At 71.2% G+C, this 25,309-nt stretch carries 20 protein-coding genes; 19 read left to right on the top strand and 1 reads right to left on the bottom strand.

Annotated elements, in window-relative coordinates:
• Window positions 1-381 precede the first annotated feature (381 nt).
• From CCN42_RS18820 to CCN42_RS18765, 12 genes are all read left to right on the top strand, one after another.
• The gene (locus tag CCN42_RS18820) at window positions 382-1,524 is read left to right on the top strand and encodes a phenylacetate--CoA ligase family protein (RefSeq protein WP_245877357.1); all 1,143 of its coding nucleotides are present in this window, start codon (window positions 382-384) and stop codon (window positions 1,522-1,524) included.
• Entirely contained in the window at window positions 1,524-3,314 is a 1,791-nt protein-coding gene (locus CCN42_RS18815) for a prenyltransferase/squalene oxidase repeat-containing protein (RefSeq protein WP_211294739.1), read from the top strand. The genes CCN42_RS18820 and CCN42_RS18815 overlap by 1 nt, the downstream gene beginning before the upstream one ends.
• Window positions 3,315-3,328: 14 nt before the next feature.
• Window positions 3,329-3,760: a hypothetical protein gene (locus tag CCN42_RS18810; protein WP_086737205.1), complete on the top strand. Its 432-nt coding sequence runs from the start codon at window positions 3,329-3,331 to the stop codon at window positions 3,758-3,760.
• Window positions 3,757-4,068 carry an acyl carrier protein gene (locus tag CCN42_RS18805; RefSeq protein WP_086737203.1) on the top strand — a complete coding sequence of 104 codons (312 nt, stop codon included), beginning with the start codon at window positions 3,757-3,759 and terminating at the stop codon, window positions 4,066-4,068. Before CCN42_RS18810 ends, CCN42_RS18805 begins: the two co-directional genes overlap by 4 nt.
• Window positions 4,061-5,134: a class I adenylate-forming enzyme family protein gene (locus tag CCN42_RS18800; RefSeq protein ID WP_086737201.1), complete on the top strand. Its 1,074-nt coding sequence runs from the start codon at window positions 4,061-4,063 to the stop codon at window positions 5,132-5,134. Before CCN42_RS18805 ends, CCN42_RS18800 begins: the two co-directional genes overlap by 8 nt.
• A gap of 35 nt (window positions 5,135-5,169) precedes the next feature.
• A complete protein-coding gene (locus CCN42_RS18795; RefSeq protein WP_086737199.1) occupies window positions 5,170-6,375 on the top strand; it encodes a 3-deoxy-7-phosphoheptulonate synthase in 1,206 nt (401 codons plus the stop codon).
• 44 nt (window positions 6,376-6,419) lie between these two features.
• Complete coding sequence (locus CCN42_RS18790) at window positions 6,420-7,496, top strand: SMP-30/gluconolactonase/LRE family protein (RefSeq protein WP_143661946.1); 1,077 nt, start codon at window positions 6,420-6,422, stop codon at window positions 7,494-7,496.
• Window positions 7,497-7,607: 111 nt separating this feature from the next.
• Window positions 7,608-9,206: an HAL/PAL/TAL family ammonia-lyase gene (locus CCN42_RS18785; protein ID WP_086737196.1), complete on the top strand. Its 1,599-nt coding sequence runs from the start codon at window positions 7,608-7,610 to the stop codon at window positions 9,204-9,206.
• Between the two features lie 44 nt (window positions 9,207-9,250).
• Entirely contained in the window at window positions 9,251-9,997 is a 747-nt protein-coding gene (locus CCN42_RS18780) for an SDR family NAD(P)-dependent oxidoreductase (protein WP_086169913.1), read from the top strand.
• 46 nt (window positions 9,998-10,043) lie between these two features.
• Entirely contained in the window at window positions 10,044-11,348 is a 1,305-nt protein-coding gene (aroA, locus tag CCN42_RS18775; RefSeq protein WP_086737194.1) for a 3-phosphoshikimate 1-carboxyvinyltransferase, read from the top strand.
• A complete protein-coding gene (gene aroC / locus CCN42_RS18770) occupies window positions 11,345-12,529 on the top strand; it encodes a chorismate synthase (RefSeq protein ID WP_086737192.1) in 1,185 nt (394 codons plus the stop codon). The genes aroA and aroC overlap by 4 nt, the downstream gene beginning before the upstream one ends.
• On the top strand, window positions 12,526-13,047 hold the full coding sequence (locus CCN42_RS18765) for a shikimate kinase (RefSeq protein ID WP_086737190.1): 522 nt from the start codon (window positions 12,526-12,528) through the stop codon (window positions 13,045-13,047). Before aroC ends, CCN42_RS18765 begins: the two co-directional genes overlap by 4 nt.
• A gap of 59 nt (window positions 13,048-13,106) precedes the next feature.
• On the opposite strand, the gene CCN42_RS18760 is transcribed toward CCN42_RS18765, so the two are convergent.
• Window positions 13,107-16,907: a GH92 family glycosyl hydrolase gene (locus CCN42_RS18760; protein ID WP_211294738.1), complete on the bottom strand. Its 3,801-nt coding sequence runs from the start codon at window positions 16,905-16,907 to the stop codon at window positions 13,107-13,109.
• 367 nt (window positions 16,908-17,274) lie between these two features.
• Between CCN42_RS18760 and ngcE the strand changes: the two genes are divergently transcribed.
• The 7 genes from ngcE to CCN42_RS18725 all read left to right on the top strand — a co-directional run.
• Window positions 17,275-18,756: an N-acetylglucosamine/diacetylchitobiose ABC transporter substrate-binding protein gene (gene ngcE, locus CCN42_RS18755; RefSeq protein WP_086737188.1), complete on the top strand. Its 1,482-nt coding sequence runs from the start codon at window positions 17,275-17,277 to the stop codon at window positions 18,754-18,756.
• A gap of 112 nt (window positions 18,757-18,868) precedes the next feature.
• Window positions 18,869-19,798, top strand: a complete 930-nt coding sequence (locus CCN42_RS18750; protein ID WP_086737186.1) for a carbohydrate ABC transporter permease — start codon at window positions 18,869-18,871, stop codon at window positions 19,796-19,798.
• A gap of 14 nt (window positions 19,799-19,812) precedes the next feature.
• A complete protein-coding gene (locus tag CCN42_RS18745) occupies window positions 19,813-20,736 on the top strand; it encodes a carbohydrate ABC transporter permease (RefSeq protein WP_086737184.1) in 924 nt (307 codons plus the stop codon).
• A 182-nt stretch (window positions 20,737-20,918) separates the two neighbouring features.
• Window positions 20,919-22,130, top strand: coding sequence for an ROK family transcriptional regulator (locus tag CCN42_RS18740; RefSeq protein ID WP_043507011.1), 1,212 nt, complete (start codon window positions 20,919-20,921; stop codon window positions 22,128-22,130).
• Between the two features lie 133 nt (window positions 22,131-22,263).
• Window positions 22,264-23,364, top strand: a complete 1,101-nt coding sequence (locus tag CCN42_RS18735; protein ID WP_169731481.1) for a sugar ABC transporter substrate-binding protein — start codon at window positions 22,264-22,266, stop codon at window positions 23,362-23,364.
• Window positions 23,365-23,568: 204 nt separating this feature from the next.
• The gene (locus tag CCN42_RS18730) at window positions 23,569-24,360 is read left to right on the top strand and encodes an ATP-binding cassette domain-containing protein (RefSeq protein ID WP_169731480.1); all 792 of its coding nucleotides are present in this window, start codon (window positions 23,569-23,571) and stop codon (window positions 24,358-24,360) included.
• The coding region (locus CCN42_RS18725) for an ABC transporter permease subunit (RefSeq protein WP_086737180.1) at window positions 24,357-25,309 on the top strand (953 nt) is incomplete at its 3' end. The genes CCN42_RS18730 and CCN42_RS18725, both read left to right, overlap by 4 nt.

Genomic DNA, 25,309 nt, shown 5'->3' with positions numbered 1-25,309 from the left:
CGCACCCGCCGTCCCCGCACCCGCCATCTCAAAATCTGAGAATTCCCAGTTCTCAGTGACGGTATTGTTAATTCCGCTTTAAGGGCCGGATCATTACGCTGTCGTGGTCAAATAAAAACCCCGATTGATTTCTCTTTACCTGTTGATGCGTTGACTCCGCGCGGACTACTGTTGCTCGCGATCGCCGGGATGTGCACGGAAACCGGAGGAACGTTGTTAATCAACAGTCAAGACCGGCTCCAGGAGCTTCTGGAAGCTCAGGCGGAATTCAGGGACCACCTCGACAAGGCGCCGACCGAAGCATTCTACGAAGACAAGCTCCGGCGGGTATGGGAAAGAGCTTCCCTGACCCAGGCATACGGAAGACTCGGCCCTTTCTCCATGGAGAATTTCCGCCGCCTTCCGATCACCTCCAAAGATGAACTGAAGAAACGGCCGCTGGAATTCTGCGCCGTCACCCCGGACGGCGCGGACAAGTACTACGAGACGACGGGCACCACCGGCCGGCCCACCCCCACCCCAAGGCTCGCCGCGGACGTCATCCGCAACGCGGTCTCCGTCGCCGAGGCCTGGCGCCCCCTGCTCTCCCCGGACGACCGGGTGCTCAGCCTGCTGCCCTCCGACGTGGTCCCGGTCGGTGACCTCATCGCCCAGGTCTGCGAGTACCTCGGCCTCGTCCACACCCGCGCCTACCCCTTCGCGACGGGCATCTGCGACTGGGACCGGCTCACCGGCATCTGGCGCACCCTGCGGCCCACCACCGTGTTCGTCGCCCCGGGCGTCGCCCAGCAGCTGACCCGGCTGCTCAAGCGCCGCGGCGACCTCGACGCGCTCAGCGAGAGCGTCTCCCGGATCATGCTGCTGGGAGAGGTGAACACCGAACCCTTCCGTGTCCGCCTCGGCTCCTGGTGGGGCGCCTCCGTCTACGACGCCAGCTACGGCAGCACCGAGACCGGGACCCTCGCCACCTCCTGCCGCGCCGGCCGCCACCACCTGCTGCCCGCCGCGAACCACTTCGAGCTGGCCACCGAAGCCGGAGTCGTCCCCCTGCGCCCCGGCGCCCGCGGACGCCTCGTCGTCACCCCGCTGCACCTGCACGCCCGGCCGCTGCTCCGCCTGGACACCGGCGACGAGGTCACCCTCGCCGACGACTGCGCCTGCGGCTCACCGGTGCCGTCGGTCGTCGTGCACGGACGCAGCAGCGACGCCCTGGTCCTCGGCGGCGCCAAGGTCACCGTCCGGGACCTGGAAGAAATCGTCTACGGCGTCACCGGTGCCACCGGATATCTCATGGAAATCGACCCCGAAGGAACCCCGCTGCGCCTTCTGCTGGAACGCGACGGCGAATCCGACCGGCAGCTGGAACAGGAAATGGCGGAAGCCGTGCGCACCGCCTCCCGGAATTCCCTCCGGCTCACCTGGAACACCGTCGCGTTCGTCAACAGCCTGCCGGCCACCACCAAGAGCGGCGGCTCCCAGAAGAGCTGGAAGCGCACCAACATACGCGTCGTCGAGAAGGTGTGATGATGGTCTCCAAAGACCTCGTGGCCGACCCCTCGGCCATCGGGACCTCCAGCGGCCGGCCCGACCTGTGGTGCACCTACGCCGCGATCCGCACCCTCGCCTGGCTCAACCGGCCCGACGGCTTCGTCGACGGAGAGCGCACCGCCCGGTACCTGTCCTCCCGCCGCAACGGCGACGGCGGATACGCCTGGAGCCGTGGCATGGCCTCCGACGCCTGGGCCACGTACTACTGCACCCAGGGCCTGACCGACCTGCTGCGCTTCGGGATCGCCGAGGCGGCCCTCGGCGGCGTCGCACAGACCACCAGGTGGCTGGACACCACCTGGTCCGGTGACGCCTTCGCCATGATGCCCGGGCAGGCCCCGGACGCCTGGGCGACCTTCTTCTCCACCCGCACCGCCGTCGAGATCTGCTCCGGCAGCGAGACCGTCGACACCGAGCGGCTGCTGAAGTGGCTCTCCGGGCTCCAGACCGCCGACGGCGGCCTCGCCTGGACCCCCGAGCACGCCGCCCGCGGCGAGGCCGACGCCCGAGCCTGCTTCTACGGCGTGCTCGCCTGGCGCGCGCTCACCCGGACCGGCGCCCACCCCGCGCCGTGGGACGTCGAACGGCTCGTGGCCTGGCTGCGCGCCCAGCAGACACCCGAGGGCGGATTCCGGTTCTCGCCCGACGCCGAGGTGCCCTGTATGTGGGCCACCTACCGGGCCACGGTCGCCCTGGACGCGCTCGGCAGCGGCCCCGCCGCCCCCCGCGCCTGTGTCTCCTGGATCACGAGCCTGCGCGGCGAGACCGGCGCGTTCGTCCGCTGGGAGGGTTACCCGGTGGAGGACGTGTGGGCGTCGTTCTGCGCCATCGGCTCGCTGCGCGCCCTGCGCGCGCCCACCGAACCGTACGCGGACGCCGTGACGGCCCGGATGCGCCGGCTGGCCTGCGCCGAAGGCGGCTACACCTACCGCGAACCCGACCTCGCGGCCGACGCCCTGTCCACCTCGGCGAGCATCCTGTCCCACCAGGCGCTCGGGGTGACCACGGCCGACCCCGCCATCGAGACCCGGCGACGCTGGCTGCGCGGCTGCCTGCTCCCCAACGAGGGCGGCGTGATGTACATGCCCGCCCGCGGCAGCGAGGTGCGCTGCACCCTCTGGGCACTGGAGGCCGGCGCGCTCGACGGCGCCGCCCACCTCGCCGGGCGGATCACGCCCTGGCTGCGCGGACTGCAGAACCCCGACGGCGGCTTCGGCTACTGGGAGGGCCGCGGCTCCGACGTCGTCTCCAGCGTGTCCGCCGCCGAGATCCGGCGGATCCTCGGCGACGGCCACGGCGACCCGCTCGACACCGCGGAACTCCTGCGGTTCCTCGACTCCTGCCGCACCCCCGGCCCGGACGAGGACTGGCAGGCCGGCAACGTGCCGGGCGGCGAGCCGACCCTGCGGGCCACCCTGCAGGCCCTGCGCGCCCGGCAGTTGCTGGGCACCCCCGACCCGCGGGCCGTCGCCCGGACCCTGACGCGGCACCACGTGCCCGGCGGCGGCTACGCCAACACCGGCAACCGGATCCCCGACCTGCTCAGCACCTACGAGGCGGTGCTCACCGCGACCCGCCACTCCATCCCGCTCGACCGCGAGCACATCCGCAGGTTCTGCGACCGGGTGACCCAGGAACACGGCACCGCCTGGACCCCGCTGGCCCCCGCCGACGGCCGCGACCTTCTCGCCGAGTGCGTCGGCGACCTGCTGCGGCAGTGGGTGAGCGACGACGCCGCCGCACTGCCCGCCCTGACCATCTCGTGAGGTCCGACCACCCCATGCCCACGATCACCATCACCACCCCCGAACTGCCGCCGCCCGCCCGCCGGGCCGTCACCGTCCGGCTCACCCGCTGGCTGACCGCGCGCGGTGTGACCCCGTCGCACGTCGTGATCCGGTTCGTCACCGAGCCGCCCGGCAGCCTCTACGCCGGCGCCATGCCCGTGGAGGCGCTGCCCGCCGCACCCGACGACCGGTCGATCCACCACGCCGGTGTCGTCTGCCAGATCGGCGCGGAACGCGACGAGGCCTTCCGCGACGCCCTCGCCGCGGAGATCGGCGACGCGCTGCGCGTCGGAGCCGGCACCGCGTTCTTCCACCTCGACATGCGACCCGCCGCCCGCAGCCACGTCTACGTGGCCGTCGACGGCCGACTGCGCCGCGCCGACCGCCTCGGCGCGCCCGAAGAGACCAAGGAGCCCGCAGCATGAGCACGTCCAGCGTGATCCCCGACAGCGCCGAGATCCTCACCCGGCTGCGCGCGGCACTGTCCGTCCCGCTCGGTGACGCGGTCCAGGGCGTCGCCGAGGACGCCGACCTCACCGAGGCGCTCGGCGAGCGCTACGACAGCCTCGCCGCCATGGAGTGCATCACCGCCGTCGAGACCCAGTTCGGCGTCGAGGTCGACTTCGTCGCCGACGACGTACGCCACATCTTCTCCACCCTCTCCCGCATCACCGAGTTCGTGCAGGGACGGCTGGAGGACGACGCCGCCCTGAGAGCGGCCTCCGATGCCTGACGCGACCACCACCGGCCACCCCACGGCCGTCCGCCACCGAGACCGGCCGGAGGTCGAGTTCCGCACCTCCGGCCACACCGGCAGCCCCGTGTCCTGGTGGCGCACCCCCGACCAGCTGACCTACGAGGCCGGCCTGGTGGCCGGGCTGCTGGCCGGCGACATCGACCACGTCATCAACTTCGCCCCCACCCGGCACCTGTTCGGCCACCTCTTCGGTGACGTCCTGCCCCGCCTGCGCGGCATCGACGTCCACCAGGCCTGGCGGCACCCCGTGACCGAGGTGCCGCCGCTGCGGCCGGACGCCCGCACCCTCCTCGTCTGCCTGCCGTCGAGCTGGCCGCTGCTGCGCCGCCTGCTGCCCGCGCTCGGCGAACTGCCCCGCGTGGTGGCCCTGCACAGCACGGCCGCCGCACCCGAGGTGGCCAAGGAGGTCGTGACGGCCCTGCGCGGCAGCCGGTTCGCGGCCCACGCCGTGCTGGGCTCCACGGAGACCGGGGCCGTCGCGAGCCGCCCGATCGCGCCGGCCGGGACGGACGACGGCCGGTGGCGGCTGCTGCCCGACGTCGCCCTGGTCCCGGACCGGAACGCCCCCCACGCGGCCGGAGCGCTCCAGCCGCTGCACGTCATCAGCCCGCGCCTCGGACGGCGGCACGACATGCCCGAACCCCCGCCGTCCTGGCGCACCACCGACCTCGTCCGCCGCCACGGCCCGCGCGAGTTCGCCTACCTGGGCCGCTCGTCCCGGCTGGTGAAGGCCAACGGTGTGCGGATCTGGCTGGACGAGGTGGAGACCGCGGTGACCACCGCCCTCCCGGGCCTCGACGTGGCCTGCCTGCCCGTGCCGGACCGGGTCCGCGGCGAGCACTACGAGATCTACTGCGCCCCCGGCGACCGGGGGAGCCCCGCCGTCGCGGGCGCCCGCCAGATCCGCGGTGTGCTGGCCCACGCCCTGCCCGGGGTGCCCAGCCCCCGCGCGGTGCACCTGGTGGACCGCATCCCCCGTTCGACGCTGGGCAAGGTGCGCATCCCCGAACTGCGCTCCCCGGAGCGCGTGAAGCCGGCCTGACCCCCGTGCCCGCTTGACCACCCCTTTGAGGAGTCATGTCCAACACTCGTTTGCTCATACCGTCGCGCGCTGTCCAGCAGCCCGACTGGACGCGCTGGGACGACCTGGACCGTGTCCTCGCGGAGCTGTCCGGACGGCCGGCCCTCGTCAGTGAGGAGACCACCGCCGCGCTCCGCGAGGAGCTGGCGTTCGTGGCCCGCGGCACGGCCTTCGTCGTCCAGGCCGGAGACTGCGCCGAACTCTTCTCGGACAGCACCCCCGAGCGGATCCGCGCCAAGGCGACGGCCCTGCACACCCTCGGTGACCTCTTCGAGTCGCTCACCAAGATCCCCGTCGTGCGCATCGGCCGCTTCGCGGGCCAGTACGCCAAACCCCGCTCGAACCCCTGGGAACAGCTCCCCGACGGCAGCCGCGTCCCCGTCTACCGGGGCGACGCCGTCAACGGGGCCGAACCCACCGCCGCCGCCCGGCAGCCCGACCCGCACCGGCTGCTGCGCGCCTACGAACTGACGCGGCAGGCGCTCGCCGAACTGCGCACCCCGCGGCCGACCGCCGGCACCGTGACCTCCGTCCTCGCCCCCACCTACATCAGCCACGAGGCACTGCTCCTCGAATACGAGCACGCCCTGCTGCGCTCCGACACGCACGGCGGCCGGTACGCGTCGTCCGCGCCCTTCCTGTGGATCGGCGAACGCACCCGCCAGCCCGACCACGCCCACATCGACCTCGCCGCGGCCATCTCCAACCCGGTCGGCGTGAAGGTCGGGCCCGACGCGTCGGCGGCCGACGTGACCGCCCTGCTGGACCGGCTGAACCCGGCCGCCCGGCCCGGCCGGCTCACCCTCATCGTGCGCATGGGCGCCCAGCGGATCGGCACCGCCCTGCCCGCGCTGCTCGACGGGCTCGGCCCGCGCGCCGCCGAGGCGATCTGGATGACCGACCCCATGCACGGCAACACCCGCACCACGGCGGCCGGACAGAAGTCCCGCGTCCTCACCGACGTCCTCGCCGAGGTCGAGACCTTCTTCACCGTGATGCGCGCGCACGGACTGCACGCGGGCGGCCTGCACCTGGAGTCCGCCCCGGACGACGTCACCGAGTGCGTGGCGCGCCCCGCGGACCTCGACGACGAGACCCCGCTGCCCCGGTACGAGTCGGCCTGCGACCCCCGGCTCAACCCGGCGCAGGCCGAGGAAGTCGTACGGCTCGCGGCCTCGCTGGCCGTCGCCCCCGCCACCTGATGTCCCCGCTCCCGTCCGACCACGCGCACGAGAGGCCGACCCGCATGTCCGTCACCTCGGTGTCCTCCCGGGAGGACCACCGGATGAACCGCCGCCGTCTCCTCGGGACCGGGCTCGGCGCCGCCGCCGCCGGCCTCGCACCCCTGGCCGTTCCCGGCCCGGCCGCCGCGGCCACCCGCGGCGGCGGGACCACCCCGGCGCTGCCCGTGCCCCACGTCACGGAGATCGCCCGCATGGGCCCGATCGGATGCGAGGGCATCGTCTTCGACCACTCCGGCCGGCTGTTCATGTCGGACACCCTGGGCACCGAGATCCTGCAGATCGGCCCGGACGGCTCGGCCCGGGTGTGGTCGCGCGGCCTGCGCGGCGCGCCGAACGGGCACAAGGTGCTGCCGGACGGCACCCATCTCGTGGCGCAGATGGGTCCTCCGGCCGCCGTCCTGTGGCTCGACGCCGACGGCCACGTCCTGCGCACCCTCACCGAGGACAGCCAGGGCCGGCCGCTGCGCGCCCCCAACGACGTCACCGTGGACCCGCGTACCGGCGCCTGCTACATCTCCGACCCGGGCCGCTTCGGCACGGGCGAACCCGGCCGGGTCCTCCGTCTGGACAGCCCCCGGGGACAGCTGCGGACCGTGGTGGACGAAGGCGTCCTCCAGTTCCCCAACGGGCTCGCGCTCACCCCCGACCGCCGGTTCCTGATGGTCTCCGAGGGAGGCCGCAACCGGGTGACGCGGTTCCCGGTGCGCCGGGACGGCGGCCTGGGCGAGCCGAGGCCCTTCGCGCGGCTGCCCTCGCAGCCCAACACCTGGACCGGCGGCGAGGCCCAGCCGGACGGCCTCGCCTTCGACGCCGAAGGCAGGCTCTACATCGCGCACTTCGGCACCGGCCTGGTCCGTGTCCACGACGCCCGGGGCCACGACCTCGGCTCCCTGGACAGCCGAACCCCCTGCATCACCAACATGGTGTTCGGCGGGCCCGGCCTGGACCAGCTCTTCGTCACCGGACACCTCGGCACCTCGCTGAGCGACCCGGGTCCCGCCGTCGTCGTCCGCCTGACGCTGCCGGGGATCCGCGGGCTGTCCCTGCTGACCCCCGACGGGGCACCGGCGCACCGCTGACCGGTACCGACCGACCCCGGCCCGGAACCCGGGCCGGCCACCGCCCGCTCGCGCCGCCGCCGGATCGGCGGCGGCGCGAACGCGCGGCGACAGACGCGTGAGGACGACACAGTGACCACGGTGAAGATCGACGGCCGTTCCCTGACCCTGGACGACGTCCGGGCGGTGGCCCGCGACCCGCACGTCACGGCCGACTGCACGACGGAGGCCGCCGAGGCCATGCGGGCCTCCCGCGACCTGAAGCTGCGCCTCATCGCCACCGGCGACCCGATCTACGGCGTCACCACGGGCTTCGGGGACAGCGCCCACCGCCAGATCTCCGCGGACAAGGCAGCCGACCTGCAACGCAACATGATCCTCTACCACCTCAACGGAACCGGCCCCCTCGCACCCGACGAAGTGGTCCGCGCCACCCTGCTGATCCGCGCCAACTGCCTCGCCCGGGGCAACTCCGGCGTCCGCCCGGAGATCGCCGGGAGACTGCTGGAACTGCTGCGGCACGACATCCTGCCCGCCGTACCGGAACGCGGCTCGGTGGGAGCCAGCGGAGACCTGATCCCGCTCTGCTACGTCGCCGCCGCCCTCATCGGCGAGGGAGACGTCCGCCACCGGGGAGCGCTCCGCCGTACCCGCGACGTCTTCGACAGCCTCGGCCTGACGGCACTCGGCCTGGAGGCCAAGGACGGCCTGGCCCTCATCAACGGCACGTCCTTCAGCGCGGCCTACGCCGTGCTCGCGGCCCACGACGCCCGCCGCCTCGCCGCACTGGCCGACATCTGCACCGCCCTCGCCTCGGAGGCACTCCTCGGCAACCGGGGCCACTACGCCGCGTTCATCCACGACCAGCGCCCGCACCCCGGCCAGCGCGCCAGCGCCCGCCTCATCGGCGCCCTGCTGGAGGGCTCGCACCTCTCACTGCCGCACAGCCAGATCGTCACCGCGGCCGGCTCCCTCGACGGCCAGGGCTACACGCAACTGCGCCGCAGCATCCAGGACCGCTACTCACTGCGCTGCGCCCCGCACGTCAACGGAGTGCTGCGGGACACCCTCGCCTGGACCTGGAACTGGCTGGAGACGGAGATCAACGCCTCCACCGACAACCCCCTGTTCGACACCGCCGGCGAAACCGTGCACAGCGGCGGCAACTTCTACGCCGGTCACGTCGCGCAGTCCATGGACGCGCTCAAGGTCGCCGTGGCCAACGTCGCCGACCTGCTGGACCGGCAGCTGGAGCTGCTGGTCGACGAGAAGTTCAACAACGGGCTGACCCCCAACCTGATCCCCCGCTTTCCCCCCGGCGACCGGGAGGCGGGCCTGCATCACGGTTTCAAGGGCATGCAGATCGCCGCGTCGGCCCTCACCGCCGAAGCCCTCGGCACCAGTTCACCGGCGAGTGTCCACTCGCGCTCCACCGAGGCACACAACCAGGACAAGGTCAGCCTGGCGCCGATCGCCGCCCGCCAGGCGCGCTCCGTCGTCGCGCTGGCCCACGAAGTGGCGGCCATCCACCTGCTGGCCGCCTGCCAGGCACTGGACCTGCGCGGCCCGCACCACATGAGCCCCCGCACCCGCGCCGTCCACCGGGCGATCCGCGAGGCGGTCCCGTTCCTGGACCGCGACCAGCGCCTGGACCACGCCATCAGCGAGGTGCTCGGGCTCGTCACGGCCGGTGTCATCACCGAAGCCGCCGAGACCGCCGTCACGCACTGACAACACCGGTGCGGCCGGTGCCGCGGCCGGGTGAAAGGGAAGCAATGCCAAGACTGATCATCGTCACGGGCGCGGGCTCGGGCATCGGCAGGGCCACCGCGGAACGCTTCGCGGCCCACGGCGACGGCCTGGTGCTCGCCGGCCGGCGCCCCGACCGGCTGGACGCCGCCGCGGACGCCCTGAGGGCCGCGGGCGCAGCCGAGGTGCACACCGTCCCGGCGGACCTCTCCGACGAGTCCGGCGCCCTGCGCCTCCACGACCACGTCGAGGCGCTCGGCCGGCCCGTCGACGCGGTGGTGTGCTGCGCCGGAGGGACGGTCGACGCCGGTGACGGCCACCTCAAGAGCATCGCGGCCGAGTGGCACGACACCTACCGCGCCAACGTGCTGACCGCGGTGCTCACCGTTGAGGCCCTGGTCCCGCTGCTGGCCGACACCGCGGGCATCGTGCTGTACAGCTCCATCGCCGCCTACCGGGGATCGGCGGGCACGGGCGGCTACGGCGCCGCCAAGGCCGCGCTGCACGCGTACACCCATCACCTGGCCACCCGCCTCGGCCCGCGCGGCATCAGCGTCAACGCCATCGCCCCCGGCTATGTCGCGGGCACCGAGTTCTTCGGCGACCGCATGACACCCGCCCGCGAAGCGCTGCTGATCCGGCAGACCGCCATGGGCCGGGCCGGCACCCCGCAGGACGTGGCCGGCCTCGCCTTCTTCCTCTGCTCGCCGGAAGGCGCCTACATCACCTCCCAGATCGTGCAGGTCAACGGTGGCTCGCAGCACGGCGTATGACGAGCCTGCCGGCTCCGGCACGGCAGCACAGACAGGAGCGGACACCATGACGACGGAAGCGCCCCGGACCGTGCGCGAGGGGACACCCGTCGCCCGGATCCCGGGCTCCAAGAGCCTCACCAACCGCGCGCTGCTGCTGGCCGCCGCGGCACCGGGCACCAGCCGCCTGCGGGCACCGCTCGTCAGCGACGACACCGTGGCCTTCCGCACGGCGCTGACCGCACTGGGCGCGCGCCTCGGCACCGACGGGCCCGACGACTGCTGGGAGGTGACCGGCATCGGCCGCGGCCCTGCCGGACCGGCCCGGGTGTGGTGCGCGGACGCGGGCACCGCCGGCCGCTTCCTGCCGCCGTTCGCGGCGACCGGCCGCGGCACGTTCGTCTTCGACGGCTCCGAGCAGCTGCGGGCGCGGCCCCACGGCGGCCTGGTCGACGCGCTCACCCGCCTCGGCGCCCGCGTCCGGGCGGCGGACGGCGGGGGCCTGCCGCTGCGGCTGGAAGCCGCCGGACTCGACGGCGGCGAGATCACCGTGGACGCCTCGACGAGCAGCCAGCACGTGTCCGGCCTGCTGATGGCGGCCCCGCTGACCCGGCACGGTCTGACGCTCGACGCCCCGGCCCTGGTGAGCCGTCCGTACGTCGACATGACCCTGGCGCTGATGCGCCGCTTCGGCGCCCGCGCCGACGAGAGCGCCGGCCGCCTCACCATCCGGCCGGGCCGCTACCGCCCCACCGACCTGACGATCGAACCGGACGCCTCCACCGCCTCCTACTTCTTCGCCGCCGCGGCGGTCACCGGAGGCGGCGTCACCGTGCCCGGACTGGGCACGGGCAGCCTCCAGGGCGATCTGCGCTTCGTGGACGTCCTCGCCGAGGCGGGCGCCCGGGTGACCGTCACCGCCGGGACCACCACGGTCACCGGCGGCGGGCGGCTGCGCGGCGGCTTCGACGTCGACATGGGTGACATCTCGGACACCTTCATGACCCTGGCGGCGATCGCACCCCTCGCCGACGCGCCCATCACCATCCACGGCATCGGCCACGCCCGGCTGAAGGAGTCCGACCGCATCGACGCCGTCGCCGCCAACCTGCGTGCCTGCGGAGTACGCGTCGAGGACGGCCCCGACCGGATCACCGTCCACCCCGGCCGCCCGGCCCCGGCCCGCATCACCTGCCGCCGGGACCACAGGATCGCCATGTCGTTCTCGGTCCTCGCCCTGGGCTCCGGCGTCCCGCTCCAACTGGACGACCCAGGCTGCGTCAGCAAGACCTTCCCGGGGTTCCACGCCGAACTGCACCGGCTGTTCCCCGCCTACGAGATACCCGAGCACAGTGAGGAGGAGCACCGTTGAGCAGGTTGCGGTGGCTGACGGCGGGGGAGTCCCACGGTCCCGCACTCGTGGCGACGCTGGAGGGGCTTCCGGCGGGTGTGCCCGTGACCACGGAGATGGTGGCGGACCACCTGGCGCGGCGCCGGCTCGGCTATGGGCGCGGCGCGCGGATGAAGTTCGAGCGGGACGAGGTCACTTTACTGGGCGGTGTCCGTCACGGGCTCACCCTCGGCTCCCCGGTGGCGGTCATGATCGGCAACACCGAGTGGCCGAAGTGGGAGAGGGTGATGGCCGCCGACCCCGTCGACCCGGTGGAACTCGCCGTGCTGGCGCGCAACGCGCCGCTGACCCGCCCACGGCCCGGCCACGCCGACCTGGCGGGCATGCAGAAGTACGGCTTCGACGAGGCCCGCCCGGTCCTGGAACGCGCCTCGGCCCGGGAGACGGCGGCCCGGGTGGCGCTGGGCGCCGTCGCCCGGTCGTACCTGAAGGAGACGGCGGGGATCGAGATCGTCTCCCACGTGGTGGAGCTGGCGTCGGCGAAGGCGCCCTACGGCGTCTACCCGACCCCGGCGGACGTGGAGCGGCTGGACGCGGACCCGGTGCGGTGCCTGGACGCGGACGCGTCGAAGGCGATGGTCGCCGAGATCGACCAGGCGCACCGGGACGGCGACACCCTCGGTGGCGTGGTCGAGGTGCTGGCGTACGGCGTGCCGGTGGGCCTGGGCTCGCACGTGCACTGGGACCGGCGGCTGGACGCCCGGCTGGCGGCGGCGCTGATGGGCATCCAGGCCATCAAGGGCGTGGAGGTCGGTGACGGGTTCGGCCTGGCGCGGGTACCGGGCTCGCGGGCGCACGACGAGATCGTCCTCACGGACGAGGGCATCCGCCGGACGTCGGGCCGCTCGGGCGGCACCGAGGGCGGGCTCACCACGGGCGAACTCCTGCGCGTGCGGGCGGCGATGAAACCGATCGCGACCGTGCCGCGGGCCTTGAGGACCGTGGACGTGGCAACGGGTGAGCCGGCCGCCGCTCACCACCAGCGCTCCGACGTGTGCGCGGTCCCGGCGGCCGGGATCGTCGCCGAGGCGATGGTCGCGCTGGTCCTCGCCGACGCGGTGGCGGAGAAGTTCGGCGGGGACAGCGTCACCGAGACCCGCCGCAACGTCCGCTCCTACCTCGACAGCCTGCGCCTTCGATGAGCACGGGTCCTGTCGTCGTCCTGGTCGGCCCGATGGGCGTGGGCAAGTCCACCGTCGGGCGGCTGCTCGCCGAGCGACTGGGCGTCGAGTACCGGGACACCGACGACGACGTCGTCGCCGCCGAAGGCCGGACGATCGCGGAGATCTTCGCCGAGGGCGGTGAGCCGCACTTCCGGGCCGTCGAGAAGCGGGCCGTGCGCCGGGCGCTGGCCGGGCACGACGGGGTCCTGGCGCTGGGCGGCGGCGCGATCCTCGATCCGGACACGCGCGCGCTGCTGGCCGGCCGCCCCGTGGTCTGTCTGTGGATGGAGGCGGAGGAAGCGGCCCGGCGCACCGGGTTGGACGCCGACCGCCCGCTGCTGGCGGCGGGCGATCCCGGCGGGCGGTGGCGGGAGCTGATGGAGGCCCGCCGTCACCTGTACGAGGAAGTGGCCCGCGCGGTCGTGGCCACCGACGGCCGCACGCCCGACGAAGTCGCTCAGGCGACCTTGCGGGCAGTGGGGTCGGCGACGGTGTGAGGACGACGGGGGGACCGGCACCACTCGGATGCCGGTCCCCCCGTCGTCCGGGAGTCACTTCACGCCAGCAACTCGACCTCCGCCAAGGTCGATTCACCGTCCAGCACCAGGCGGTAGTGCGCGTACTCGTGCCGTGCGGGCAGGGAGAAGGCCCGGGTCTGGCGGTCCCAGCGGAACGACTCGCCGTGACGTTCGTCCAGGGTCCGCCAGGTCGTGCCGTCCGCCGAGCCCTGGAGGGTCCAGCCGGTGGGCGCCCGGGTGTGGTCCGCCGGGGAGGTGAGGGTGTACCGCAGGGCCTTCGTGCGGCCGTCCACCGGCAGGTCCACGGCGGTCACGGTCGCCTCCGTCGCCGAGGTGTCGTCGAAGAGCGGGCCGCCGGGCCGCAGGGTGTCCGTGCGCGGGGCCGGCACCTCCTCGTCGCGGGTGATCGACACGGGGGCCGCGTGCTTGCCGGTGCCCCAGGCCGACGGCCTCGGGCCCATGTCGAACTCCAGGACGCCGCCCCGCGCGAGGAGCCGGTGCGGGAGCGAGGTCGAGTGCCAGCTCCGGCCGTTGAGCCGCACGCCCTGGACGTAGACGTTCCGCGCGCTGTTCTCCGGGGCCTTGACCACCAGGTCCCGGCCGTTCTCCAGGTGGACCGTCGCCTTGGTGAACAGCGGTGAGCCGATGGCGTACTCGCCGCTGCCCATGACCAGCGGGTAGAAGCCGAGGGCGGAGAAGAGGTACCAGGCGGACTGTTCGCCGTTGTCCTCGTCGCCGTGGTAGCCCTGGCCGATCTCGCTGCCCACGTACAGCCGGGACAGCACCTCGCGGACCTTCGCCTGCGTCTTCCAGGGCTGCCCGGCCGCGTCGTACATGTAGAGGGCGTGGTGGGCGACCTGGTTGGAGTGGCCGTACATGCCCATCCGGACGTCCCGGGCCTCGGTCATCTCGTGGATGACCCCGCCGTACGAGCCGACGAACTCCGGTGAGGCGGTCTCCGGGGTGGCGAGGTACTCGTCGAGTTTCTCCGCGAGGCCCTGTCTGCCGCCGTACAGGTTGGCGAGGCCCCGGCTGTCCTGCGGGGCGGTGAAGGCGTACCCCCACCCGTTGGTCTCGGTGTAGTCGTAGCCCCAGACCCGCGGGTCGTACGACTCCGAGGGCACCCGCCAGGCGCCCTTCGCGTCCTTGCCCTGGAAGAAACCGGCCCGCGCGTCGAAGAGGTGGACATAGCCGCGGGCGCGGTCGAGGAAGTACTCCGACTCCTCCCGGTAGCGGCGCTCGCCGGTCTTCCGGTACAGCGCCCGGCCCATCTGCGCGATGCCGTAGTCGTTGAGGTAGCCCTCCAGCGCCCAGGACAGGCCCTCGTGGGTGTCGGTGGACGTGTAGCCGAGGAAGGGCGAGGTGGCCATGCCCTTGCGGCCGACGCCCGAGGCGGGCGGCACCACCGTCGCGTTCTTCACGGCCGCGTCGTACGCCGCCTCCGCGTCGAAGTCCACGCCCTTGACGTAGGCGTCGGCGAAGGCCACGTCCGAGGAGGTGCCGGTCATCAGGTCGGCGTAGCCGGGGGAGGACCAGCGGGACGTCCAGCCGCCGTCCTTGTAGTGCTGTACGAACCCGTCGGCCAGTTCGCCCGCCCGGGAGGGGGTGAGCAGGGAGTACGCGGGCCAGGTGGTCCGGTAGGTGTCCCAGAAGCCGTTGTTGACGTACACCTTGCCCTCGACGATCTTCGCGCCGGTGTGGGTGGGGGTGTCGGGACCCGGCATGGGGGAGAAGGGGGAGGCGTACTTGTACGTCGAACCGACCTTCTCGTGGCCGGAGTTGGGGTAGAGGTAGAGACGGTAGAGGCTGGAGTACAGCGTGGTCAGCTGGTCCGGGGTGGCGCCCTCTACCTCGACCTTCCCGAGCAGCCGGTCCCACTGGCGCTGGGCGCGCGCCCTCACCTCCTCGAAGGCCGTGCCGGCCGGGATCTCCTGGCGGAGGTTGTCCTTCGCCTGGTCGACGCTGATCAGGGAGGTGGCCAGGCGCAGCGTGACCGTGCGGTCGGCGCCCGCGTCGAAGCGCAGATAGCCCTTGACGCCGCTCGCCGCGCCGTCCGTCACCGGCTTGTCGAAGACGCCGTACACGAAGAGGCGAGTCGCGCCGGTCGACAGGCCGGACTTGACGTCCGAGTAGCCGGTGACCGTTCCGGCGGCCGGGTCGAGGGTCAGGCCCGCCTGGTCCGTCACGTTGTCGAAGAGCACGCTCGCGTCGTCGCCGGGGTAGGTGAAGCGCAGCACCGCCGCGTGGTCGGTCGGGGTCATCTCGGCCTTGAGGCCGTTCTCGAAGCGGACCCCGTAGTAGTGCGGGCGGGCCGTCTCGTTCTCGTGCCGGAAGGGCAGCGCGCGGGCGGCGCGCCCGGTGTCGGGGGTCCCGGTGGCCGCGGACGGCATGATCTGGAAGGTCTGCCGGTCGCCCATCCACGGGCTCGGCTCGTGACTGGCGCTGAACGCCTGGAGGGCGGGCAGATTGTCCGTGTTGTTCGCGCGCGCGTAGTCGTACAGCCAGCTCAGCGAGCCCGCGTTGGTGACCGGTGTCCAGAAGTTGAAGCCGTGCGGGACGGCGGTGGCGGGGAAGTTGCTGCCGCGGGAGAAGCCGCCGCTGGAGTGGGTGCCACGGGTCGTGACCGCGTAGTCGGACAGGTGCGCTCTGGGCCGCTCGGGGGCCGCCGGCTCCAGCGTCACGTCGTCCAGCCAGCCGCGGAACCGCGCCGGTCCCTTCGGCGCGTCGTACGCCACCAGGATCCGGTCGACGGTCTTCCCGGCCGCCACCGAGCCGATCCGCGCGGCCACGTGGTTCCACTGGTTGACGTAGAGCACCTTGGCCGCGCCCTGGCCCTGCGGCGAGAGCGGGAAACCGTGCTGGTCGGTGGCGCCCAGGTCGCTGAGGTAGGTGCCGTCGGTGAAGGCCAGGTCGACGGCGGCATGGGTGGCGGCGTAGTCGAGGTCGCCGTCGGCCATCGACGGGAAGATCCGGTACGACAGCCGGGTGTCGCGGGTGACGGCCACGTCCACGTCGAAGACCTTGTTGTACGCGTAGCCCCGCCCCTCGGCGGTGTGCCGGCCGGCGTACCGCAGGGCGCGTCTGCCGGTGAAACCGGCGCCCGCCTTCGCGGTGGGGGAGCCGCTGGGGCCGCGGTCGACGAGGGAGAGCATGTCCTCGGGGACCGGTCCGGTGCCGCCGCCGGTGGAGAACTGCACATCGGCGAGCTGGAGCAGACCGGCGCCGTGGTTCTTCGTGATGTCGAGCCGGAAATGCCGGAATTCGGCGGGTGCGGGCAGGTCGTACGTCCTGGTCTGGAAGCGCTCGGTGAAGGACTCGCCGGTGCGGGTGTCCAGGGTCTTCCAGTCCTTGCCGTCCGCGGAGCCCTGGAGGGTCCAGTCCGCGGGGTCGCGTCCGGCGGCGTCGTTCGCGGAGGTGAGCGCGTACGTCACCAGCCGCACCGGCTCGTCCAGCTCGAACTCGGCCCATCCGGTGGGCGCGAAGACCAGCCACTTGGTGCTCGGCTCGCCGTCGGCCAGGTTCTCCTTCACCTCGCCGGCGCCGCTGTTCTCCCCGCTGGCCCGTACCCCGGTGACCCGGTCGGTGACATCGCCGGGGATGCCGCTGCGGTAGCCGCCGTCCACGCCCGAGCTGCGCCGGCCGCCGTCGGGTGCGGTCTCCACGGTGTTCAGCCAGTCCGGTACCGGATCGTCCGCCTCGAAGGAGGAGGCGAACTCCCGGCCGGCCGCCTCGGGTGCGGCGGGCAGGGCCACCGCCACGCCCGGTGAGCCGACGGTCAGAGCGAAGGCGGCCGCCGAGACGACCGCCGTACTCCATCGGGGGCGATATCCGTGTCGCATGACTGAGACCCTCCCTGCGCCGTCGGACAACGTTGTCACTTTCGCGCGGCAAGGATCAGTTGTGACTCAAGTGGTCCGTGCTGTCAAGGGTGTTGACTGCGCCATTCGAGCCCGGTGACCCGATTTCTTACGGTGGGTGCGCCGTCGGCGTGCCCATATTTCCGCGAGGTCTCAACTCGGAAAAGACAAACCGCCAACCTTGCATTCGATCTTGCCCCTTTGACGGGAAGTGGACTATACCTGTCGGCGATTCACATGAACCGCACCTCCTGGTACGACTCCTTGCACGACCCTGCTTGACCCCACCGCGGTGCCGGGGAGGATCCGGTTCACCGCCTGAGTCCTGGAAGAAGGCGAGGACTTGAGCATGGGATCCACTTCCGCCGAGAACGGCGCCGGGAAAAGCGCTGAAACCACGGCCGCGCAGCACGGGACCGACGGCGTCGGCCGCCGCGCGCTGATCAAGCGGTCCGCCGCGCTCGGGCTGGTCTCCGTACCCGCCATGGGCTTCCTGTCCGCCTGTGCCAGCGGCGGCGGTGGCGGCGAGTCGAACGACGACACCCAGGGCGAGACGTCCAAGGACAACCCCTTCGGCGTCAAGAAGGGCACCAAGCTCGACGTCGTCATCTTCAAGGGCGGCTACGGCGACGACTACGCCAAGGCCTGGGAGGCGGCCTTCCGGAAGAAGTGGGGCGTGACCTCCACCCACACCGGCACCCAGGAGATCACCGGCAAGCTCCAGCCGCGCTTCAACGCCGGCAACCCGCCGGACATCGTGGACAACTCCGGCGCCCAGAAGATCAAGATCGACGTCCTCCACCGCAACGGCCAGCTCCTCGACCTGGCCGAGGTGCTGGACGCGCCGAGCGTCGACGACCCGTCGAAGAAGGTCCGCGACACCGTCATCCCCGGCACCCTCGACCCGGGCCTGCAGGAGGGCAAGGTCGTCGCCCTCAACTACATCTACACGGTGTGGGGCCTGTGGTACTCCGGCAAGCTCTTCGAGGAGAACGGCTGGGAGGTGCCCAAGACCTGGGCCGACTTCCTCGCCATCTGCAAGGACGCCAAGTCCCAGGGCATCGGCGGCCTCGCCCACCAGGGCAAGTACCCGTACTACATCAACGTCGCCATCATGGACCTGATCGCCAAGAAGGGCGGCCTGGACGCCATGAAGGCGATCGACAACCTCGACCCCAAGGCGTTCGTCGGCTCCGACGCGGCACAGGCGGCCGTCGAGGCCGTCTACGAGGTCGTCGAGAAGGGCTATCTGATGCCCGGCACGAACGGCCTGGACCACACCGAGTCACAGACCCGCTGGAACCAGTACAAGGCCGCCTTCATCACCTCCGGCTCCTGGCTGGAGAACGAGCAGCTGAAGCAGACACCGCCGGACTTCGACATGAAGTTCCTGCCGATGCCGCTGCTCGAGGGCAGCGAGATGCCGTTCGAGGCGATCCGGGCCGGCTCCGGCGAACCCTTCATCATCCCGGCCAAGGCCAAGAACCTGCCCGCGGCCAAGGAGTTCATGCGGATGATGCTCTCCCGCGAGTGGTCGACGCTGTTCGCCAAGGAGGCGAACTCGCTGACCATCCTGAAGGACGGCGTGGACCCGAGTGTGCAGTTGCGACCGGGCACGCAGTCCACGGTCGAGGCCTCCAAGGCGGCCGGCGACAACACCTTCCGTTTCCTGTACACCGAGTGGTACAGCGAGATGGACACCGCCATCCAGAACGCCTCGAACGAGCTGATGGCCCGGCGCATCCAGCCCAAGGAGTGGCTGAAGCGGGCGCAGGCGGCCGTGGACAAGGCGGCGAAGGATCCGGCGTCCAAGAAGAACCGTCGGGAATAGCCGTTTTCCGGGAGCGCCGTCGGGGTGCGGTGTGCTGCGGGGCCGCGGGTCCGTCCGGGCTCGTCGCGCAGTTCCCCGCGCCCCTTTGGTGGGGACAGCAGGGGCAGGTCGTATGCGTAAGGGGCAGTACCGGTTCGTCGCGGGGTTTCTTCTCGTCCCCGTGGCGCTTTACCTGATCTTCGTCATCTGGCCGTACATCCAGACGTTCGGCTATTCGCTGACCGACTGGAAGGGCCAGTCGCAGACCTTCGATTTCGTCGGCCTGGACAACTACAAGGCACTGTTCCAGGACGACATCTTCATGGGGGCCATCTGGCACAACATCCTGTTCCTGGTGTTCATCCCGGTGATCACCATTCTGCTCGCCCTGTTCTTCGCGTTCATGCTGAACGCGGGCGGCCGGGGCCGGGCCGGCGGGGTGTCCGGGGTCGCCGGCTCCAAGTTCTACCGGGTCGTCTACTTCTTCCCGCAGGTCCTGTCGCTGGCGATCCTCGCCGTGCTGTTCCGCGCGGTCTACCGCAGCGACGGCGGCGGCATGCTCAACGGCGCGCTGGTCAAGCTGGGCCTGGTCGACGCCGACCGGCCGGTGGAGTGGCTGAACGAACCCGACTTCGTGCTGTGGGCCCTGATCGTGGTCGTCGTCTGGCACGGTGTCGGCTTCTACCTGGTGCTCTTCTCCGCCGCCATGCAGTCCATACCGAAGGACATCTACGAGGCCGCGCTCATCGACGGAGCGAGCCGCGGCCAGTCCTTCTTCCGCATCACCCTGCCGCTGCTGTGGGATTCCGTGCAGACGGCCTGGGTCTATCTCGGCATCGCCGCGATGGACATGTTCATCCTCGTCTCGACGATGACCTCCGGGGAGTTCGGCGGCGGCCCGGACCACCACAGCGAGGTCATGGCGACCGTGATGATGCGGAACTTCCTCTACTACGGCAAGAGCGGCTACGCCTGCGCCATGGGCGTGATCATGCTGCTCCTCACCCTGATCCTGTCCGTGGTCATGCTGCGCGCCACCCGCCGCGAGCGCATCGAGTTCTGAGCGGGAGAGATGACATGAGCGCACCCCTGAAGGAAACCGCGCCGCCCCCCGCCGGGCGGACCCCGGCGAAGGTCCCGGCGAAGGCGGGCGAGCGGCGCGGCGAGGGCGTCACCCTGAACGCCTTCTCGCACGGCTTCCTCGCCCTGTGGGCCCTGATGATCGTCCTGCCACTGCTGTGGCTGGTGCTCAGCTCCTTCAAGACCGACGCCCAGATCGCCGGCTCGGCCTTCGGCTGGCCCGAGAACTGGACGTTCGACGTCTTCACCCGGGCCTGGGAGAAGGGCATCGGCGACTACTTCCTCAACACCGTCATCGTGCTGGTCTTCTCGGTGCCGCTGACGATGCTGTTCGGCTCGATGGCCGCCTACGTCCTGGCCCGCTACCCGTTCTGGGGCAACCGCTTCCTCTACTACTTCTTCGTCGCGGGCGCGATGTTCCCGGTGTTCCTGGCCCTCGTCCCGCTGTTCTTCATGGTCAAACGGCTGGACATGCTGAACACCTACCAGGGCCTGATCCTGGTGTACGTCGCCTACTCCATGCCGTTCACCGTCTTCTTCATGCACGCCTTCTTCCGGACCCTGCCGACCGCGGTCTTCGAGGCGGCGATCCTGGACGGGGCCTCGCACACCCGGACCTTCTTCCAGGTCATGCTGCCGATGGCGAAGCCGGGCCTGATCAGCGTGGGGATCTTCAACACGCTCGGCCAGTGGAACCAGTTCATCCTGCCCACCGTGCTGATGCAGCCGCAGAGCGGCGACGACCCCGAACGCTATGTGCTCACCCAGGGCCTGATCCAGCTCCAGCAGCAGCAGGGCTACGCCTCCGACCTGCCGGTGCTGTTCGCGGGCGTGACGATCGCGATGATCCCGATGCTGGTGGTCTATCTGTCCTTCCAGCGCCAGGTGCAGGCCGGACTCACCTCGGCGACCCTGAAGTAGCGCTCCGCGAGCGCCCGGAAGCGCGCCGTTCCCGTCACCGGGACGGCGCGCGCCTGTGTGTGCCTGCTCCCGGAAACTGTTCAACCTCTTGACGGGAGGTGCCCCGGACAGCTCAGCTTAGAGTTCACTAGTTGGACATAGACGGGGCCTCATCGATGCGGTCCCGCGCGCAGGAGGTCGTCGTGGAGACTCCGGGGTCGCAGTCGTCGCTGCACCGAGCCAACCTGGAGCGGGTCGTACGTGCCGTGCGGCTGGCGGGATCCCTCACCCAGGCGGAGATCGCGAGGACCACGGGCCTGTCCGCGGCGACCGTCTCGAACATCGTCCGGGAGTTGAAGGAGGGCGGGACCGTCGAGGTCACGCCCACCTCGGCGGGCGGCCGGCGGGCGCGCAGCGTCAGTCTGAGCGGGGACGCCGGCATCGTGATCGGCGTGGACTTCGGCCACACCCATCTGCGGGTGGCGGTGGGCAACCTCGCCCATCAGGTGCTGGCCGAGGAGTCCGAGCCGCTGGACGTGGACGCCTCCGCCGCGCAGGGCTTCGACCGGGCGGAAGAGCTGGTCAACCGGCTGATCGCGGCGACCGGCGTGGACCGTACGAAGATCGCCGGGGTGGGTCTCGGCGTGCCCGGCCCGATCGACGTGGAGTCCGGCCAGCTGGGTTCGACCGCCATCCTGCCGGGCTGGACCGGCGCGCGGCCCGCCGAGGAGCTGCGGGGGCGGCTCGGCGTGCCCGTGCACGTGGACAACGACGCCAACCTGGGAGCCCTCGGCGAGCTGGTCTGGGGCAGCGGCAAGGGCGTGCGGGACCTGGCCTACATCAAGGTGTCCAGCGGTGTCGGCGCGGGCCTGGTGATCGACGGGAAGATCTACCGGGGTCCGGGCGGCACGGCGGGAGAAATAGGACATATTACACTTGATGAATCCGGCCCCGTCTGCCGCTGTGGCAACCGGGGCTGCCTGGAGACCTTCGCGGCCGCGCGCTACGTGCTGCCGCTGCTCCAGTCCAGTCACGGCACGGATCTGACCATGGAGGGCGTCGTTCGGCTGGCGCGGGACGGAGACCCGGGCTGCCGTCGGGTGATCGCCGACGTCGGCCGTCACATCGGCAGTGGAGTTGCCAACCTCTGCAACCTTCTGAACCCGAGCCGGGTCGTCCTCGGCGGTGATCTCGCCGAGGCCGGGGAGCTGGTGCTCGGGCCGATCAGGGAGTCCGTCGGCCGCTACGCCATCCCCAGCGCGGCGCGTCAACTCTCCGTTCTCCCAGGGGCACTTGGGGGTCGTGCGGAGGTGCTCGGGGCACTCGCTCTCGCACTCAGCGAGATGGGTGACTCGACCCTTTTGGACGGAAGCGTGTCCGGCGCACTCCCCGCGGCCACTCCTGCCTTCACTTAGAGAACGGATGGCACCGTTGCCAACCCGTTAAGGATTTACTTCTTGACGTCGCACGTGCGGCCGAGTTGACTTCCAGCCACCTCGGCCGCAACGACGCGGCCTCGTCAGGGAGGTTTCTGAAGTGAACACGCGTATGCGTCGTGCCGCCGTAGCCATCGCCGCGGGAGCGATGGCCGTCTCTCTCGCCGCCTGTGGCAGCGCCGAGGAGGCCGGTGGCGAGAAGGACACCGCCGGTTCCGCCCCCGCCAAGGGCGATGACATCAAGATCGGTCTGCTCCTGCCGGAGAACCAGACCGCCCGGTACGAGAAGTTCGACCGGCCCCTGATCGAGAAGAAGATCAAGGAGCTGACGAACAACAAGGCGACCATCGAGTACAACAACGCCAAGCAGGACGCCAACCTGCAGGCGCAGCAGGTCGACACGATGATCACCAACAAGGTGGACGTGCTGATCCTGGACGCGGTGGACGCGAAGGCGATCAAGAACTCCGTCCAGAAGGCCGTGGACAACGGCATCAAGGTCGTCGCCTACGACCGCCTGGCCGAGGGCCCGATCAGTGCCTACACGTCGTTCGACAACGTCCAGGTCGGCAAGACCCAGGGCGAGGCGCTGCTGAAGGAGCTGGGCGCCAAGGCCAAGGACGGCCAGATCGTCATGATGAACGGCTCCGTCACCGACCCGAACGCCGCCCAGTTCAAGGAGGGCGCGCACTCCGCCCTCGACGGCAAGGTGAAGATCGGCAAGGAGTACGACACCAAGGAGTGGAAGCCGGAGAACGCCAACTCCAACATGGAGGCGGCCATCTCCGCGCTCGGCAAGAACAACATCGTCGGCGTCTACTCCGCCAACGACGGCATGGCCGGCGGCATCATCACCGCCCTGAAGGCCGCCGGCATCAAGGTCCCGGTCACCGGCCAGGACGCCGAGCTGGCCGCCGTGCAGCGGATCGTCGCCGGTGAGCAGTTCATGAGCGTCTACAAGCCGTACGCGCCCGAGGCCGAGGCCGCCGCGCAGATGGCCGTCGCGCTCGCCAAGGGCGAGGACCTGGGCTCCATCGCCAAGGACAAGGTCTCCAGCGACAGCGCCAAGGACGTCCCGTCCGTCCTGGTCGACGTCACCTCGCTGACCCAGGAGAACATCAACGACACCGTCATCAAGGACGGCGTCTACACCGCCGACGAGATCTGCACGGCCAAGTACAAGGCCGCCTGCGCCAAGCTCGGCATCAAGTAGACGGCCCCCGGTCCCCTCGTAGGTACGGGAGCAGGCCCCCCGCCGCTCCCGTACGGGACGGCCGTCCCGAGGCTCCGCCGGCGCCTCGCTTGTCAAAGCCCCGCAAGCTCGTGCGGGGCGCCGGTCGGAACACCCGCCGGGGCCCGGTCCCCGCAACCCCCCAAACTTCTGCACAACCTCCCGCCGGGTCAGGCGGCGAAGGAGATGGTTCACGTGTCCGCTACGCCCGTGCTGGCGTTGCGCGGGGTCTCCAAGCGGTTCGGTGCCGTTCAGGCGCTCACCGACGTAGAGCTCGAGATCCACGCCGGTGAAGTGGTCGCCCTGGTCGGCGACAACGGTGCCGGAAAGTCCACGCTGGTCAAGACGATCGCCGGCGTGCACCCCATCGATGAGGGCGCCATCGAATGGGAGGGCAAGCCCGTATCGATCAACAAGCCGCACGACGCCCAGGCCCTGGGCATCGCGACGGTCTACCAGGACCTCGCGCTGTGCGACAACATCGACGTGGTCGGCAACCTCTTCCTCGGCCGTGAGCTGAGGAAGTGGGGCGTGCTCGACGAGGTCGAGATGGAGCGTCGCGCCCGCGAACTGCTCACGACCCTGTCGATCCGCATCCCCAGTGTGCGGATCCCGATCGCCTCGCTCTCCGGCGGTCAGCGCCAGACCGTGGCCATCGCCCGCTCGATGCTGGGCGAGCCCAAGCTGGTCATCCTCGACGAGCCCACCGCCGCCCTCGGCGTGGAGCAGACCGCCCAGGTGCTCGACCTGGTCGAGCGGCTGCGGGAGCGCGGCCACGCCGTCATCCTGATCAGCCACAACATGGCCGACGTCAAGGCCGTCGCCGACAAGGTGGCGGTGCTGCGCCTCGGCCGCAACAACGGCGTCTTCGAGGTCAAGACGACCTCGCAGGAGGAGATCATCTCCGCCATCACCGGCGCCACCGACAACGCCGTGACCCGCCGTGCGGCACGCACCAACGGGGAGGTTTCCAAGTGAGCACCGACAAGACCTCCACCACCGCGGCCACGAAGGACGAGCACGCCGTGGAGAACCCGGAGGCGGCCGCCGCGGCCGTCACCGCCGTCGACCCCCGCCTCCTCGTCCGCGAGGAAGGCCTGCTCGGCTACTGGACCGAGTTCAAGCGCAAGATGCGCGCCGGTGAGCTGGGCTCCCTCCCGGTCATCGTCGGCCTGGTGATCATCTGCGTGATCTTCCAGAGCCTGAACTCGGCGTTCCTGTCCGCGCAGAACATCAGCGACATCACCGTCACGATGGTCGGCACCGGCATGATCTCCGTCGGCATCGTCTTCGTGCTGCTGCTCGGCGAGATCGACCTGTCCGTCGGCTCGGTCAGCGGCGCGGCCAGCGCCATCGCGGCCGTCCTCGCGGTCAACCAGGGCTGGCCGGAGTGGATCGCGGTGCTCTTCGCGATCGCCGCGGGCGCCGCCATCGGCGCCGCGCACGGCTTCTTCTTCGCGGTGCTGGGCGCCCCCGCCTTCGCGGTCACGCTGGCCGGTCTGCTCTTCTGGCTGGGCTTCATGCTCCAGACGCTGGGCGAGAACGGCACGATCAACCTCGACAGCGAGGGCTTCATCGGCAAGCTGACCACGTACTTCTTCACGGACATCGCCGCCGCGTACGGCCTGGCCGCCGTGGTGACCGCGGTCTTCTTCATCACCTCGTTCCTGGGCAACCGGCGGCGCGAGGCCGCGGGCATCCCGTCCCGGCCGCTGAACGAGACGATCCTGCGCACCGCGCTGCTCGCCGTGATCTCCTTCGCCGCGGCGTTCATGTACAACCAGTACAAGGGCCTGCCGCTCGCCACGGTGATCTTCCTGGTGTTCCTGGTCGCCACGGACTTCGTGCTGCGGCGCACCTCCTACGGCCGCAAGGTCTTCGCCCTCGGCGGCAGCGTCGAGGCGTCCCGGCGCGCCGGCATCAACGT

This window comes from Streptomyces glaucescens, assembly GCF_002154375.1.
Taxonomy (GTDB): Bacteria; Actinomycetota; Actinomycetes; order Streptomycetales; family Streptomycetaceae; genus Streptomyces; species Streptomyces glaucescens.
This window is presented reverse-complemented; position numbering and strand designations above follow the sequence as displayed.